Below are 17106 nucleotides of genomic sequence, written 5' to 3'. Positions count from 1 at the left end.
AAAATTTTATGTTTATACTGCTTTTTGGAAAGTTGTAACTGCTTCTTTTATTTCTTCATTAAACTCCTCATTTACAATCCTTCCGTCATTAAAGTTATCATAAAATTTCGGTAAAGAAAAATCTGCTATAACATTTGCTCCCATATGAGGAAATCCATTTTTAGCTATTGCCATTGACGACGCCCCTCCTCTACCTCCAGGAGAAGTTGATAATAATAGCATTGGTTTATTATGCCATATTTTTTGTTCTATACGCGACATCCAGTCTATAATATTCTTAAAAGCTACCGTAAAATTACCATTATGTTCTGCTAACGATACAGCTATTCCATCTGCTTCTTTAATTTTTTCTAGAAATATTGCGGCATTTTCTGGTACACCTTCTTCTATTTCTTTATCAATTCCATAAATAGGTAATGGATAATCGTTTAAATCTAATACTGAAACTTCAATTCCACCTAATAAGCTAGAAGCATATGTTACTAATTGTTTGTTTATTGATTTTTTGCTGTTACTACCTGCGAAAGCGATTATTTTTTTCATCTATGTTGTTATTTTTGACTCAATTTCTGTTTCACCTTTCACCATTTTAGCTACTGGGCATTTACCTGCTATTTCTAATAGTTTAGTATGCTGCTCTTCTGTAACTTCTTTTTCGAATGAAATTTCTTCTACTAATAATTTTTTAATTCCTTCTGGAGTTAATTCTTCTTTTTGGCTAACATTTACTGTAACTTTTCCTAAGTCCCATCCTTTCCTCTCTGCATACATTCTCAAAGTAATAGACACACATCCACCAATTGCAGTTAGTAAATATTCTACTGGAGTTGGTCCATTATCGTCTCCTCCTTTGTCTAAAGGCTCATCAATAACAGCAAAATGATTTCTCATTTTTGCTTCTGCTAAGTAATTTCGGTCAGTTAAAGTAACTGTTGCTATTGGATTGTTGCTCATTATATTTTTTTACTATAAATATACGAAACTATTAATAGTACGATTGCTATTACAGCTCCTGTTTGTTCTCCATCACCAATCATAAAATGAGCAAAAAAAGCTAGAATAAATGCAAAGAAAAAACCTGCATACGCCCATTCATTTAAAAACTTTCCTCTAAAAAACCATAAAGCTATTAAACCTAACAGCTTAGCTACTGCATATGGGTAAATAATGTATGTTGGGTACCCAAATGCTGTAAACATTTTAGCTACTTCTGCATGATTAAAAAAATACATTCCTGCTGAAAAAAACATTAATAATGTTAATAACCCTGTAGCTACATAAAAAATAATTTTATCTCTTTTCATTTTGTTTGTTATTAAAATTCATTTACAAATATATAAAAATGTTTTTATTATTTTCCATGGTAAATATCACCTAGACATTTATCAATAATAATACACAAGGATTATAAATCAAAAAAAACATATATTTGTATTTATATAAGTACTTATATTTATTAAAAATGGACGCACTTAAAGGATTAGGAGAAATTGGATTAGGTTCTAGGTTAAAAAGGACTAGCGAATACATGATGCGCGAAACACAATTGGTGTACGATGAGTTTAATATTGATTTTGACCCTTACCTATTTCCTACTTTTAAAATTATAAAAAACAAAGATGGTGTTACTAATACTGAGATTACCAACAGTTTAAAAACATCGCAGCCTGCTACTACTCAAGCTATTAATAAGCTTCATAAAAAAGGACTTATCTCCCTTAAAGAAGACAAATTGGATAAGCGAAAAAAAGTTGTTTTTGTTTCTAACAAAGGAAAGCAGCTCATAGAGAATGTAACCCCTATATGGAACAGCATTGAACACACTATTAAAAAGTACACTAATATAAAGGCTGAATCACTAACTGAACTTATAAATGAATTAGAGACTAAGTTCGATGAAAAGTCTTTCAGCGAAGCTATTATAGAACATATAAAAATGAATACAACACAAAGTACTGTAACGATTACCACATTTAAGGAAGAATGCAACTCATCTTTTTACAATCTGAACATTGAATGGTTACAAACATTTTTCTACGTAGAACCTTATGATGAAGAAGTTTTAAGCAATCCTCACAAATATATTATTGACAAAGGAGGACATATTTTCTTTGCTAAATTAAATAATGAAGTTGTGGGTACTGTAGCTTTAATGCCTATGAGTGAACCTAATATTTATGAATTAACAAAGATGGCTGTTTCACCAAAACACAGGGGTTACAAAATAGGACAACAACTCATGCAACATTGTATTGATTTTGCAAAAGACAAACAGTTTGATAAATTGGTTTTATACTCAAACACTAAACTTGAAAACGCTATTTACATTTATAGAAAATTCGGCTTTTTAGAAATTCCTGTGGAAGAAGACTGCCCATACGAACGTTGTAATATTAAAATGGAATTAAAAACAAAGTCTTGATAACTTACGATATGGATACTACTCAAACAATTAACATCCTACAGGAAGCTGAAAAATTGAAAAATTACTTTTCTCCTAAAATAATTTCTGAAGTTAACAATGAATATGTTAAGCTCGCCAAAATTAAAGGGGAAAATATTCCGTGGCATAATCACGAAAATGAAGATGAGCTTTTTTATATTATCGATGGAAGACTTTTAATGGAAATAGAAAATCAACCTAGTTTTACGATGAAAAAAGGTGATTTATTTGTAGTTCCTAGAGGTGTAAATCACAGAGTTAGTTCTTCGGAAGATTGTTTAATTATGCTTATTGAAACAAAATCTACCAAACATACTGGTGACCTAATTACTCCTATCACTAAATCTATTGATAATCAAAAATATTAAAGCTCTTATTGAAACATTATTATCAAAACGAAAAAGCTCTCTTTTAAAAAGAGAGCTAACTACATCAAAATAAAATTTACAACTGCTAATTATAAACTCATACTATCAAATTAGTATGTAAAATTCCTGCTATGCAAACAAACAATTGAAACAAACCAAACATAACAGGAAGTTTACAAACAACTAAGATTTTTTATACTGCTACGGCACTTTCTTCTTCTATCCCTTTATCTTTTGCCCCTACTTCAAATTGATTAGATGTATTCTTTTCTCCACTAGCTTTTAACGCTTTATCTCCAGCAAAAAAAGTTTTATGATCATCTCCTAAATCAGAACCAGCCATTCGTTGATGCTTTACACAAGAAACTCCTTTTCTAATTTCTTGTCGTTGTACTCCTCTTACATACGCTAACATTCCATCTTCTCCGAAATAACCTTCTGTTAAATCATTCATATGTAGCGCTGTTGTATGGTATGTTGGTAAGGTGATTAAATGATGGAAAATACCTGCTTCTCTTGCCCCATCTATTTGGAAAGTACGGATTTTCTCATCCGCTCTATGACACAATTCTGTACCATCATAAGCCGCATTCATTAAATTATTTCTGTCGTACCCTGTCATGTTTTCTCCTTCTGCAACCATTTCATCATACACTTGATTACGGAAGTTTAACGTCCAATTGAACGATGGCGAATTGTTGTATACCAATTTCGCATTTGGTATTACTGCTCTCACTCTATTTACCATATTAGCTATTTGACCAACGTGTGGTGTAGGTGTTTCAATCCATAACAAATCGGCTCCGTTTTGTAAGCTTGTAATACAATCTAGCACTACCCTATCAATATTCGTTCCTTCTCTAAACTTATACAAACCATTAGCCAAACGTACAGGACGCACTAGCTTTCCATCACGTTTTAGTAATACATCGTCTTCTTTTGCTTCATCAATTGTAATTTCTTCAGCTTCTACAAATGCTAAATATTGAGAGGCTAAATCTCCTGGTTCTTGACTTACGGGTAATTTTTGAGTTAATCCTGCTCCTTCTGAATCAGTTCTTGCTACTATAACTCCATCTTCCACTCCTAACTCTAAAAAGGCATATCGAATTGCATTTAATTTTGCTATAAAGTCTTCGTGTGGTACAGTTACTTTTCCATCTTGATGTCCACATTGTTTAGCATCTGAAACTTGATTTTCTATCTGGATAGCACAAGCACCAGCTTGAATCATTTTTTTAGCTAACAAATACGTAGCTTCTTCATTTCCAAAACCAGCATCAATATCAGCAATAATTGGAACTATATGTGTTTCAAAATTATCAATTTCACTCTGTACATCTTCTCCGTTTTCTAATCTTCTAAATAAATCGTTTAATTCAATAGCATCTGCTTGACGTAAAAAATCATAAATCTCCTCAATTAACGCAGGAACCGCTGTTTTTTCATGCATCGATTGATCTGGCAATGGACCAAACTCTGAACGCAATGCAGCTACCATCCATCCTGAAAGATATAAATAACGTTTACTTGTTGTTTTGTGATGTTTTTTTACTGCAATCATTTTTTGTTGTGCTACAAACCCGTGCCAGCACCCCAATGACTGTGTATAATTAGATGAATCTGCATCGTAAGCCGCCATATCTTCTCTCATAATTGCAGCGGTATATCTAGCGATATCTAAACCTGTTTTAAAACGGTTTTGTGCTACCATTCTAGCAGCATTCTCTGGAGAAACTGAATTCCAAGTTGATCCAAACTTTTTCTTTAATTCTTTTACTGTTTGTAAAGCAGAACTATAATTAGCGTGTGCTAAATTTTTCATAATTTTGTAATTGATAAGGTTATTAATTTTTATTGATAGCTTGCCCTCTTAAATGTTGCCGCATTTTTGGGGGCTTTTTTCTCGATAATCGAGATTTAAATATTTCAAGTTTAGTCTTTAATTTAAATTGCTTTTCTCTATAAATATTTATATGCTGGTAAGGTTAAGAACTCTACAAATTCTTTGTTTAAAATCAACTCGTCAAATAATTGAATAGCTAACTCAAACTTTCCGTTATTGTATCTGTCTTCACCTACATAACTTTTTATTTTTTTTAATTCTTCTTTTTTAAATTGCTCATACATTCCTTCTGTAAACGTTCTACCATCTTCAAGCATTACGTTTTTATGTAACCATTGCCATACTTGTGTTCGAGATATTTCAGCAGTTGCTGCATCTTCCATTAAATTATACAAGGCAGCTGCTCCTTGTCCCATTAACCACGACTCTACATACAAAATACCAACATTGATATTTTCTCGTATTCCTTGCTCAGTAATAGTACCTTCTGGTAATTCTACTAAATCTTTTTCTGTAATTGTTAGATCTTCTAGCTTTTTATCTATCTGATTCGCATTGGGCATTGTTGTATTAAAAACGTCCATTGCAATTGCTACTAAACCAGGATGCGCCACCCAAGTTCCGTCATGACCATTCCTAACTTCTTGCTCCTTATCTTTCTTAACCTTTGCAAAAGCTTCTTTATTTAACGCTTCGTTATTCTTTACTGGAATTTGTGCAGCCATCCCTCCCATAGCATGTACACCTCGTTTGTGACACGACTGAATAACTCGTAACGAATACGCCTTCATAAATGGGCTACTCATGGTTACTTGTGAACGGTTTGGCACAATAAAACCAGAATGATTTCTGAACTTTTTAATGTATGAAAAGATATAATCCCAACGACCACAATTTAAGCCAGCCATATGATCTTTTAACTCATAAATAATTTCATCTAACTGAAAACTTGCCGTAATTGTTTCTATTAATACTGTTGCTTTAATGGTTTTTTGTGGTACCTCCATATACTCTTGTGCAAATACAAAAACATCATTCCACCAACGTGCTTCTTTGTAGTGTTCTAGTTTAGGTAAATAAAAATAGGTTGCACTTCCTTGCTCTCGTAAGGTTTTGATATTATGGAAAAAGTACAATCCAAAATCAACCAAAGAACCTGACATTTCTACACCATCAATCAACAAATGTTTTTCATTTAAATGCAATCCTCTTGGTCTTACTAACAAGGTAGCTACTTTGTCTTTCAACTCATAGCTTTTATCTTTTGCAGCGTTGTAAAATGAAATTGTTTTATTTACTGCATCTCGTAAGTTTACCTGACCATCTAAAATATTTTGAATTGTAGGCGAATTACTATCTTCAAAATCTGCCATAAACGTTTTTGCTCCAGAATTTAATGCATTGATAATCATTTTACGCTCTACTGGCCCTGTAATTTCTACTCTCCTATCTAACAAATCTTCAGGTAACGGAGCACATACCCAATCGCTCTCTCTTATCTCTTTCGTTTCCAAAGGAAAAGAAGGATAGTTTCCTGCATCAAAATAAGCTTGTTCGATTTCTCTTTCAGCTAATAATTGAAGTCTTTGAGGATTAAATTTTTCTTGAAGTTGAATTAAAAATGCTTTGGCTTCATTGGTCAAAACACTTTTATACTCGGTTTGATCAAAACCTACACATTGAATTTCTTTTGCTAAAACATCTTGATTCATATCTATTTATTTTTTACTTATTGATTGACAGTCCAATATTAAAAAAAAGAACTTAAATAAAAAAGCGAACGTTCGCTAAAAACACATAGATTACAAATTTTTATTAATTCGCTAATTTTTATACCTTTGAATTACGAATATTTTAATAAAACACATTGGAAGAAGAATATATCAGATTAGTTTTTGGGTTAAAACTGAAACAAATACGTACAGATAAAAACCTATCACTCTTTGGATTAGCTAAACTAACAGGATTATCAAAATCGTATTTAAACGAAATTGAGAAAGGAAAAAAGTATCCAAAAACTGATAAAATTGTTATTCTTTCTGAGAAGCTAGAAGTACCTTATGATCATTTGGTATCTCTAAAGTTAGATAAAAACCTAGCCCCTATTGGTGAAATTTTACAATCGAAAATTTTAAAAGAGATTCCTCTTGACCTATTTGGTATTAAAGAAAATAATCTAATTGACATCATTGCCAATGCTCCTGCAAAGGTTAATGCTTTTATAAGTACCATTATTAAGATTTCTCAAAACTACAATTTAACAAGAGAAAGCTTTTTTCTTGCTGCATTACGTTCGTACCAAGAAGCACACAACAACTATTTTGAGGATATTGAAACAAAGGTTACAGATTTTATTAAGGCTTATCAAATCAATCCAAACAAACCTATTTCTTCAAAAGACTTAGAAGAAATTTTAATTGAAGAATACGGTTATACGATTGATAGCGAAGAACTATCTAAACATCAAAAATTATCTGAATTAAGAAACATCTATATTCCAAAAAACAAAACACTTCTTATATATAACGATATAAACGAAGCACAGAGAACATTCATTTTTGCCAAAGAAATAGCTTATAATTATTTACAAATTGAAAACAGGTTATATACATTTCCATGGATTAAATTTGACAGTTTTGATGAAGTATTAAATAATTTTGTAGCTTCTTACTTTGCAGGTGCTTTAATTATTCCGAAAGATGATTTAATTCAAAAACTAACACAACTTTTTTCTTTAAAAACTTGGCAACCTATACAATTGCACAAAATTATTAGAAGTTATAATTGTTCTGACGAAACGTTTTATCAACGTTTAACGAACATTTTACCAAGACATTTTAATATTAAGAACCTCTTCTTTTTACGTTTTACTCATAAAGAAGGTTCTCTGGCACATAGACTTTCTAAAGAACTACATATTACACAACAACAGTCTCCTCACGCCAATCGTAACAATGAACATTATTGCAGAAGATGGATTGCCATTAAAACAATTCAGGATTTAGAAATTTCAGAAGAAAAAAAATCTGCTTACGGAATTCAAATTTCGTCATACGAAAATTCTCAAAAGGAGTATTTAGTTCTTTCTGCAGCTACTGCCGATCCTTTTAAAGAAAAAATTAATCGTAGTGTTAGCATAGGTATGTTGCTTTCTCCACACTTAAAAAGAAAACTTCATTTTTTTAATGAAGATACTTTCACTAAAAAAACAGTAGGTGTTACTTGTGAAACATGCGCAGTACAAAACTGTAATGAACGGGTGGCAGAACCTTATATTTTACTAAAACAATCTAGAAATAAAGAAATAGAAAATACTGTTGAAAACATCATTCAATCGTACACCTAAACACCTTGTTTTGTACGTTGTTTTTCTTATTTTAGCACACGCAAACAAATAACTTACCATGGATCTTAACTTCAACAAAAACGAAGACCACAATAAACTTTTAGTATCAGATTTACGTAGACGCTTAACCAAAGTTAAATTAGGCGGTGGACAAAAACGTATTGACAAACATCATGAGAAAGGAAAATTAACAGCTCGTGAACGTATTGATTATTTATTAGACGATAAGTCTAAGTCTATCGAAATTGCTGCTTTTGCAGGTGAAGACATGTATCAAGAACATGGTGGATGTCCTTCAGGCGGCGTGGTTGTAAAAATGGGATATGTTAGCGGTAAGCAATGTATTGTTGTTGCTAACGATGCTACCGTAAAAGCGGGCGCTTGGTTCCCTATTACAGGAAAGAAAAATTTAAGAGCTCAAGAAATAGCAATTGAAAATAAACTACCTATTATTTATTTGGTAGATTCTGCTGGGGTTTATTTACCAATGCAGGATGAAATTTTTCCTGATAAAGAACATTTCGGAAGAATTTTTAGAAACAATGCGGTAATGAGTAGCATGGGAATTACCCAAATTGCTGCCGTTATGGGAAGTTGTGTTGCTGGTGGTGCTTACTTACCTATTATGAGTGATGAAGCACTTATTGTAGACAAAACAGGAAGTATTTTCTTAGCGGGTAGTTATTTAGTTAAGGCCGCTATTGGTGAAACTATTGATAATGAAACATTAGGTGGAGCAACTACACATTGTGAAGTATCTGGGGTTACCGATTATAAAGCAAAAGATGATAAAGATGCTTTAGATACCATTAAAAACTTAATGGATAAAATTGGAGATTATGACAAAGCTGGATTTAATCGTAAAGAAGCTTTTCCTCCAAAAGAAAATGAAGATGATATTTTCGGAATTTTACCAAAAGCTCGTAATGAGCAATACGACATGATGGAAATCATCAAGCGTTTGGTTGATAATTCTGAATTTGAAGAATACAAGGCAGGCTATGGTCAAACCATTATTACTGGATATGCTCGTATTGATGGATGGGCAGTAGGTATCGTTGCTAACCAACGTAAAATTGTAAAATCAAAAGGAGCCAAAACTAAACCTAGCGAAATGCAATTTGGTGGGGTAATTTATAACGATTCAGCTGATAAAGCTACTCGATTTATTGCCAACTGTAACCAGAAGAAAATCCCGTTAGTTTTCTTACAAGATGTTACTGGATTTATGGTAGGTAGTAAATCTGAACATAGCGGAATTATTAAAGATGGTGCTAAAATGGTAAACGCTGTTAGTAATTCTGTAGTTCCTAAATTTACGGTAGTTATTGGTAACTCGTACGGTGCAGGAAATTACGCTATGTGTGGTAAAGCCTATGACCCTCGTCTTATTTTTGCATGGCCAAGTGCTGAACTAGCTGTGATGAGTGGAGCCTCTGCTGCCAAAGTATTATTACAAATTGAAACAGCTGCTTTAAAGAAAAAAGGAGAAGAAATTACTCCTGAAAAAGAAGCAGAATTATTCGATAAAATTAAATCGAGATACGATAATCAAATATCTCCTTACTATGCTGCTGCAAGAATTTGGACTGATGCTGTAATTAATCCTCTAGACACCAGAACATGGATTTCTATGGGAATAGAAGCTGCTGACCACGCTCCTATTGAAAAGCCTTTTAATTTAGGAGTTTTACAAGTTTAAAACACAGAAAACAGCATGAAGAGGAAAGTGTTTTGGGGCATTATTGCCCTTGTTATAGGCTTTGTAATCTATCAAGTGTATATTTTCACCTTATCTGAAAATGATAATATCAAGTCTATTTACCTAGTTCCTGATGATGCTGTTTTCATAGTTGATACTGAAAGACCTATTGACACTTGGGATGAAATAAGCTCAAGTGAAATTTGGACGCATCTTCAAAAGAATCAACAAATCAATAAACTATCTGAAGACCTCCATAGTTTAGATGAAACTTTTAAAGCAAAAAAGGAAATTTTTGACTTTATTGGGGAACGTAATCTGGTTATTTCAGTACATGTATTTAGTCCTAGAAAATATGGGTTATTATACGTTGCGGATTTACAAAAATTCTCTAAACTTATTTTTCTAAAAAGAGCTATAAGTAATTTGGCTGGAGAAGACTATAAGGTAACGAAACGAGTATACAAAGAACACGAAATTATAGAACTGTATAATAAGAAGACTAGAGAAACTTTACACCTTTCTTTTATTAAAAACCAAGTTATAGCTTCTTATACTCACCTTTTGGTTGAACAATCAATTGACCAATACTTGAATCCTGTTATTGGACGAGATATAAATTTTATAGAAATAAAAAAGAAAACAGATACTGATGGATTTTTTAATATCTATTTACAACATAAATATCTAAAAGATTATTTAAATTGTTTTACCAGTTCTAGCAATTTAGATTTTTTAAATAAAGAAGCATTCTTCTACTCTGGTTTAGACATATCCATTGTGGAAGGAGTTATCGTTCAAGCTACTGGTTACACAAACGTTGACACTAATTCACAAACTTATTTAAAGGTATTACAAAAGTCTGGGGCTGGTAAGCGTAGCGTTGCTAAAGTAGCTCCAAAGAACACCTCTTTATACCTTAGTTTTGCTTTTGATAACTTCAAAACATTCAATAGTAATCTAGAGAAACTCCAACAAGAAAATCCTGCTGATTTTAAGGTGTATTCTGATCAACTTGCGATGATTGAGGATAAATTAGATATTAATGTTTCTGAAAACATTTATAGTTGGATTGGTAGTGAAATAGCTTTAATTCATTTTAACACTGAGCTTTCAAAAAACAAGAAAGATATCGCTGCTATTATTAAAGCTGATGATATTGATGATGCTAAAGAAAATCTTCAGCTTGTCCTTTCAAAAATTAAAGAAAATACCCCTTTAAAATACAAGCAAATCGATTACAGAGGTTATCCTATTAACTTTTTTGATTTAAAAGGATTCTTTAAAATGTTAGCAGGAAACATGTTTTCTAAGATGGAGAAACCTTACTTTACCATTATTGATGATTTTGTAGTTTTTAGTACTAGTCCAAATACTATTAAAGAAATTATTAACAACCACTTAATAGGATACACCCTAGAAAACTCTGAAAAATTCGATGATTTTAATTATCATTTTGAGAAAAAATCTAGTGTCTTTGCTTATGTAAACACTCCAAATTCCTACAAAGATCTTTTAAGTTTAGTTGATAACAAAACTCGACGTGAACTTCAAAAAAACAAACCTTATATTACTTGCTTTTCACAAATTGGAATGCAGCTAATTGCTTCTGATGACTTATTTGAAAGTAATATTTCTCTTGTTTTTGAAGATCCTAAAAACATTGATATAAACACTAAAAAAGATAAAGAATTAAAAGAGAAACTACTATTAGAGTTAGCTCCCCACAAAGATTCTACAAGTACTCAAAATTCCACAACATTTTTTAAGCTTCCGCCAATACATCCTTCTGACCTAAGCGCTAAATCATACAAAGAGTTTTATAAAAACGGAAAACTAAAATTTGAAGTTGATTTAGAAGATGGCTTAAAAGATGGTTCTTATAAGTCCTATTATGAAAACGGAAACGTAAAAGTTAAAGGGCATTATAAAAATGATAAGAAAAGTGGAACTTGGAAAGCTTATGATAAACAAACAGGTGATGTAATTTTCAAAAAACATTTTTAATTGCAATATTTTATAGCATTAGTTACATTTGCCAAGCAAAATTAAAACAGAATACACATGGGAAGAGCATTCGAATTTAGGAAAGCAAGAAAGATGAAACGTTGGTCAGCTATGGCTAAAACCTTTACTCGTATTGGTAAAGATATCGTTATGGCAGTTAAAGAAGGTGGTCCAAACCCCGAAACCAACTCTCGTTTACGTGTTGTAATTCAAAATGCAAAGGCTGCCAACATGCCTAAAGATAATGTTGAGCGCGCTATTAAAAAAGCTTCTGATAAAAGTACAGAAAACTATAAAGAAGTATTATTTGAAGGATATGCACCTCATGGAATTGCTGTTTTAGTAGAAACCGCTACTAACAACAACAACCGTACAGTAGCCAATGTACGTGCTGCTTTTAACAAGTGTAATGGAAACTTAGGAACCTCTGGTTCAGTTGCTTTTATGTTTGACCATGTGGTTAACTTTAAAGTAAAAGAAGATTCATTAGGTATGGATTTAGAAGAGTTTGAAATGGAAATGATTGACTTTGAAGTAGAAGAAGTTTTTGCCGACGAAGAAGATAGTTCGGTAATGCTGTATGCTCCGTTTGAACAATTTGGTGCTATTCAAAAATATTTAGAAGAAAATAATATTGAAATTCTTTCTTCTGAATTTGAACGTATACCTACGACCACTACTGCCATTTCTGATGAGCAAAAGGAAGAAGTAAACAAACTTTTAGAAAGGTTGGAAGAGGATGATGACGTAAACAACGTTTATCATTCAATGGAAGAATAACAAACATCTTCTTATTCAAAACATATAAATCCAACGAAAATAATCGTTGGATTTTTTTTATATATTTACTCCAACCAAACCTCTCATAATCATGATTTTCTACGGAACCAAAGGTGCGCATTTACACAGCGAAAAAGTTAGCGGTGTAAAATGTAATCACTGCGAACAGCAAAACGCTCACACCATTAGTATTTTTGGTAAATACTTTTACATTTATTGGATCCCTATTTTTCCTATAGGTAAAAAAGGAGTCTCTGAATGTAATCATTGTAAAGCTACGTACGAACGTAAAAATATGAGCGAACAGTTAAAACTAGCTCACGACAACGTAAAACGAAATGCTAAAACACCTTTTACACATTGGATAGGTTCTTTATTAATGGGAGCTATAATTCTCTTTGGAATCTACTCAGCACAACAGCATGACAAAAATGTTGTTACCTATATTAATTCCCCTCAAGTTAACGATATTGTTGAATACAAATCATCCGACAAAGCCTACTCTACCGTGAAAGTAACAAACGTTACCACCGATTCCATTTTCTTTATAGCCAACTCTATGGAAATAAGCAGAAGAAGTAAACTTTACAAAATAGATAAAGAAGAAAACTATAATGCTGAACGATTCGGAATGAGTTTAATTGATTATAAAAAAGCTTTTGACGCTAAAGATTTTTTAGATGTTGATAGATAAAAAACAGGGCTAAATGCCCTGTTTTTTTATTCTTAATTATACGTTTTCACCAATCTAACAAACTCTGCTTTATAACCATCCTTATCCTCCCCTATTTCTCCTTCTATCAAACTAAGTACATCTTCAATTTTTGAATTATTTTTAAATTTTGATTTACTTAATTGCATTCCAAATAAAGCTACTGCTGAAATAAAATTCATATCATTCGTTGGTGCCAATAGTTCATTTTTAACCGTTTTTACCAACTCTATACTTTTAGTCCCTTTTGGTAATTTATACCTAAACTTCACCGTTAATAATTCATTATTAAAACTATCTAATTGTTTATTTTGAGTATACTTCAATTTGGGTAGTTTCTTCAAAAATTTACTTTTTACTCCTACAGGAATTACTTCATACAATGCTGTTACTGTATGACCACTACCTAACTCACCAGCATCTTTTGTATCATCTACAAAATCTTCATCATTCAACAATCTATTTTCATATCCTATTAAACGATACGCTTGCACTTTTTCTGGATTAAATTCTACCTGAATTTTCACATCCTTTGCAATTGTATATAAAGTACCCCCAAATTCTTTACCAAATACCTTTTGCGCTTCTTGCATCGTGTCGATATACGCATGGTTTCCATTTCCCTTATCTGCTAAAATTTCTAATTTATCATCTTGGTAGTTTCCATAACCAAAACCTAACACTGATAGAAAAACTCCTGATTTTCTTTTTTCCTCTATTAACTCTTCCATTTCAGCATTGCTTGAAGCTCCTACATTAAAATCACCGTCTGTAGCTAAAATAACTCGGTTATTTCCATCTTTTATATAATTTTCCTTTGCTAGTTTGTAAGCTAACTCAATTCCTTCGCCTCCTGCTGTTGAGCCTCCTGCTTCTAATTGATTCAAAGCCTCTAATATTGTTTCTTTTTCATTTCCTGATGTAGGTTTTAAAACTACCCCTGCTGCTCCTGCATATACAACAATTGCTACTTTATCTTTTTCTCTTAACTGATTTACCAATAATTTAAAAGCAGATTTTAATAAAGGTAATTTATTATGATCTGACATAGAGCCTGAAACATCTATCAAAAAAGTTAAGTTTGATGCTGGTAAATTTTCTTGTTTATACTCTTTTCCTTTTAATCCAATTCTTATCAACTGAGTGTCTTTATTCCATGGAGTCCTAACAATTTCTGTAGTGATTGAAAAAGGATGTTTTCCTTTAGGTTGCGGATAGTTATAATCAAAGTAATTAATCATTTCTTCAATCTTAACTGCTTCCTTTGGTACTTTTTGACCGCTATTAATCATTCTTCTTATATTACTGTAAGAAGCTTTATCAACATCAATAGAAAATGTAGACAAGGGAGAGTTTACAGGGCTTCTGAAAATATTTTCACTTCTTCCTGCATAAGAATCTCTATTTTCAATTTGATTATGTCCTCTAATGCTAATAGCTCCAGTAGAAAAAGCCTTTTTACCTTTTAAAGTACCATAACTTGTCACTACAACTTCATCTAATACATTGTCTCCCTTCATTACAACATTTATTACCGGACTTTTTCCTACTGTTTTCATCTCTGTTTTCATTCCTACAAAAGAAAACACTAAAACATCTCCTTGTGTAGCTGAAATAGAGTATTTACCATCAAAATCAGTTTCAATTCCAATAGTAGTTCCTTTTACCACAATAGTAACTCCTGGTAACGGACCTGATTCATCTGAAACTACACCTGTTATTGTTCTTTGTTGTGCTGCAAGTGCTATTGAACTCAATAATATCATTGCATAAAATAGTTTTTTAAACATAGTTTTTCGTTTTAAAGTTTACATAAAACTAGCTAACACTATATTTTTATAAAACCTTAAATGAGTAAACAAGTTTATTAGAAAAGTGAACGATACCTTTTAGTGAGGTAAAATTTTAACGAGTGTTTTTTTTCGTTGAATTTTTTTTGTTTCTGTCTCAACAAATTTTTCTACAAAATAAATTGCTTTCGGGATTTCATACTTAGTAAGCCCAAGTAGATTTCTCACTTTATTCGAAATGACGTCATTTTTCTCTCCTTCAACTATCAAAACTAGCTTCTCTCCTAGTTTTTTATCGTTGATACCTGTAACAAAAAAGCGATTTGAAATAATTTTAGAGAGTTTTTCTTCTATTTTCTCTGGATGTAGCTTTACTCCTCCAGAGTTAATCACGTTGTCATAACGCCCCAACCATTCAAATTCGGTATCAGAAATCAAACGAATTACATCGTTTGTTATAATTTTCTCTTCAGCTACTTTTGGCGCATCAATCACTAAGCAATTTCGATTATCTTGAGAGAGTTGTACTTTAGGAAGTGCCTTATAGTGAGATTTCTCACTATCGTTAGAAATGATATTGTTTAACTTTTTAACAGCAATATGTGTAATTGTTTCTGTCATTCCGTAAGTGGCATAAATTTCAGTTGATTTATTTTGAATAGCTTCAATTAAATCATTTGCTACAACACCTCCTCCTACAATAAGCTTCTTTATTTTATCTATATCTCCTAAAGAGCTTCGTAATTGTAAAGGCACCATTGCAGAAAAATCATACTCTTTTACAATTTCTACTTTAGATGTTGGAGCAACCATATCCATATTCCACCCTAAGGTTAATGCACGAACTAACATCATTTTCCCAGCAATATAATCGGTTGATAAGCACAATAAAGCTGTAGTATTTTCTTTTAACCCGAAAAAAGCTCCAGTGGCTTTTGCTGAGTTTATTATAAACTCCTTTTTCAATCGAATTGGTTTGGGTTTTCCCGTAGAACCTGATGTTTGTACTACTACAAAATCTTCTGCATTAAACCAATCTGATAAAAATTGATATACGGAATCGTTTATAGTCTTCGAAAAAGTCAATAATTCATCTTCATTAGAAAAAGACTTTCCATTTAACTGAAAACTATTATGAAAGTTTAGATTGTCCACTTTATTTGGAGTACTATTTTGTTATTACCGGCTTCTCTATGTTACCAAATAGTTTTTCTTTCCAATTTTTCCAGCCATATTTTTTTGAAAACAGTAGCAACATTAAAGGATATAAAACAAATACTGGTAAAAACATTTCTATTCCTACCGAAGGATCTGAAGTATCTACAAATAAAGCATCCGTTTGAAAAACGGTCCAATCTGTAGTTACCAAGAATGCAGCTACAATATTATTAATAGCATGCAAACCTAATGCTAATTCTGTTCCTTCATCCATTAGTGTAGTTATTCCGAAAAAGAAACCCGTTCCTATATAAAAAACCATTGAAATATACCCTAGCTTCTCTACTTCTGGGTTTGCTCCATGGAGTAAACCAAACGCTACAGAAGTTACTATTAATGGAACCCATCTGTTTTTAAACCAAGTACCAAGTCCTTGCATAAAATACCCTCTAAAAAGTAATTCTTCAAAACTCGTTTGAATGGGTAAAAACAAAAACGATATTATCATTAAAGTAAAAAAAGGCAGAGGTTTAAAATTCCATGTATAATTTTCAGGAGCTAAAAGAATGTCAGAAGATACTACTAGTACAGATAGTATTCCCCATACAAAGAAACCAAACCAAAAGCGATTCCAATCTATTTTATTTCTGCTTGTTATAACTGTTTTTATAGCTCTTTTATGAATGTATTTTACTCCTAAAAACAATGAAACTAACCCAACGGCAAACATCACCACCATCATAAATAAAAACAAGTTTTTATTTATTCCTAAGCTCATAAAGCTATCATCTGCTGCTCTTAAAAACTCACTTGTACTTTCAGAATGTAAAATTGCAGTTACAGCTAAAGGAATTACACCTATAAACTGCCACCCAAATAAAACTATAAAAATAACTAATAAGTATAAGTACCAATGGTTGTCTCCTTTATATGCTTGTTGTATAAAATTCATTG

Annotated in this window: 15 protein-coding genes; 7 read left to right on the top strand and 8 right to left on the bottom strand. The window is 31.9% G+C overall.

Annotated elements, in window-relative coordinates:
• Positions 1-12 precede the first annotated feature (12 nt).
• Genes ACXIHB_RS00685 through ACXIHB_RS00675 form a run of 3 tightly spaced genes read right to left on the bottom strand, consistent with a single transcriptional unit; the run spans position 13 to position 1304 of the window.
• Positions 13-543, bottom strand: coding sequence for an NADPH-dependent FMN reductase (locus ACXIHB_RS00685; protein WP_073183765.1), 531 nt, complete (start codon positions 541-543; stop codon positions 13-15).
• Positions 544-954, bottom strand: a complete 411-nt coding sequence (locus ACXIHB_RS00680; RefSeq protein ID WP_462098648.1) for an OsmC family protein — start codon at positions 952-954, stop codon at positions 544-546.
• Positions 954-1304: a DoxX family protein gene (locus tag ACXIHB_RS00675; RefSeq protein WP_047789103.1), complete on the bottom strand. Its 351-nt coding sequence runs from the start codon at positions 1302-1304 to the stop codon at positions 954-956. Before ACXIHB_RS00675 ends, ACXIHB_RS00680 begins: the two co-directional genes overlap by 1 nt.
• A 158-nt stretch (positions 1305-1462) precedes the next feature.
• On the opposite strand from ACXIHB_RS00675, the gene ACXIHB_RS00670 reads away from it, so the two are divergent.
• Together ACXIHB_RS00670 and ACXIHB_RS00665 are read left to right on the top strand one after the other, a co-directional pair.
• Complete coding sequence (locus ACXIHB_RS00670; RefSeq protein WP_462098647.1) at positions 1463-2422, top strand: bifunctional helix-turn-helix transcriptional regulator/GNAT family N-acetyltransferase; 960 nt, start codon at positions 1463-1465, stop codon at positions 2420-2422.
• Entirely contained in the window at positions 2419-2811 is a 393-nt protein-coding gene (locus ACXIHB_RS00665) for a cupin domain-containing protein (RefSeq protein WP_462098646.1), read from the top strand. The genes ACXIHB_RS00670 and ACXIHB_RS00665 overlap by 4 nt, the downstream gene beginning before the upstream one ends.
• A gap of 193 nt (positions 2812-3004) precedes the next feature.
• On the opposite strand, the gene ACXIHB_RS00660 is transcribed toward ACXIHB_RS00665, so the two are convergent.
• Together ACXIHB_RS00660 and aceB are read right to left on the bottom strand one after the other, a co-directional pair.
• A complete protein-coding gene (locus ACXIHB_RS00660; RefSeq protein WP_159614786.1) occupies positions 3005-4636 on the bottom strand; it encodes an isocitrate lyase in 1632 nt (543 codons plus the stop codon).
• Between the two features lie 137 nt (positions 4637-4773).
• Positions 4774-6369, bottom strand: a complete 1596-nt coding sequence (aceB, locus tag ACXIHB_RS00655; protein WP_167713591.1) for a malate synthase A — start codon at positions 6367-6369, stop codon at positions 4774-4776.
• Between the two features lie 155 nt (positions 6370-6524).
• Here aceB and ACXIHB_RS00650 point away from each other — a divergent pair, with 155 nt between their 5' ends.
• The 5 genes from ACXIHB_RS00650 (at position 6525) to ACXIHB_RS00630 (ending at position 13186) form a co-directional block, all read left to right on the top strand.
• The gene (locus ACXIHB_RS00650; RefSeq protein ID WP_281979925.1) at positions 6525-8003 is read left to right on the top strand and encodes a helix-turn-helix domain-containing protein; all 1479 of its coding nucleotides are present in this window, start codon (positions 6525-6527) and stop codon (positions 8001-8003) included.
• 58 nt (positions 8004-8061) lie between these two features.
• On the top strand, positions 8062-9705 hold the full coding sequence (locus ACXIHB_RS00645; RefSeq protein WP_047789107.1) for an acyl-CoA carboxylase subunit beta: 1644 nt from the start codon (positions 8062-8064) through the stop codon (positions 9703-9705).
• 15 nt (positions 9706-9720) lie between these two features.
• Positions 9721-11712, top strand: coding sequence for a toxin-antitoxin system YwqK family antitoxin (locus tag ACXIHB_RS00640; RefSeq protein WP_462098645.1), 1992 nt, complete (start codon positions 9721-9723; stop codon positions 11710-11712).
• 57 nt (positions 11713-11769) lie between these two features.
• Positions 11770-12492 (top strand): YebC/PmpR family DNA-binding transcriptional regulator, encoded by a 723-nt coding sequence (locus tag ACXIHB_RS00635; protein WP_462098644.1) that lies wholly within the window; start codon positions 11770-11772, stop codon positions 12490-12492.
• A gap of 91 nt (positions 12493-12583) precedes the next feature.
• Positions 12584-13186: a hypothetical protein gene (locus ACXIHB_RS00630; RefSeq protein WP_349265536.1), complete on the top strand. Its 603-nt coding sequence runs from the start codon at positions 12584-12586 to the stop codon at positions 13184-13186.
• Positions 13187-13218: 32 nt separating this feature from the next.
• On the opposite strand, the gene ACXIHB_RS00625 is transcribed toward ACXIHB_RS00630, so the two are convergent.
• The 3 genes from ACXIHB_RS00625 to ACXIHB_RS00615 all read right to left on the bottom strand — a co-directional run bounded on the left by ACXIHB_RS00625 (position 13219) and on the right by ACXIHB_RS00615 (position 17104).
• Positions 13219-14994, bottom strand: a complete 1776-nt coding sequence (locus tag ACXIHB_RS00625) for a vWA domain-containing protein (protein ID WP_462098643.1) — start codon at positions 14992-14994, stop codon at positions 13219-13221.
• Positions 14995-15093: 99 nt separating this feature from the next.
• Entirely contained in the window at positions 15094-16149 is a 1056-nt protein-coding gene (locus ACXIHB_RS00620) for an AMP-binding protein (protein ID WP_462098642.1), read from the bottom strand.
• A 13-nt stretch (positions 16150-16162) separates the two neighbouring features.
• Complete coding sequence (locus tag ACXIHB_RS00615; RefSeq protein WP_159491495.1) at positions 16163-17104, bottom strand: CPBP family intramembrane glutamic endopeptidase; 942 nt, start codon at positions 17102-17104, stop codon at positions 16163-16165.
• Between the last annotated feature and the right edge of the window lie 2 nt (positions 17105-17106).

This window comes from Tenacibaculum sp. IMCC1, assembly GCF_054906355.1.
Note: the sequence above shows the minus strand (reverse complement) of the source record. Positions and strands in the feature narration are given on the sequence as shown.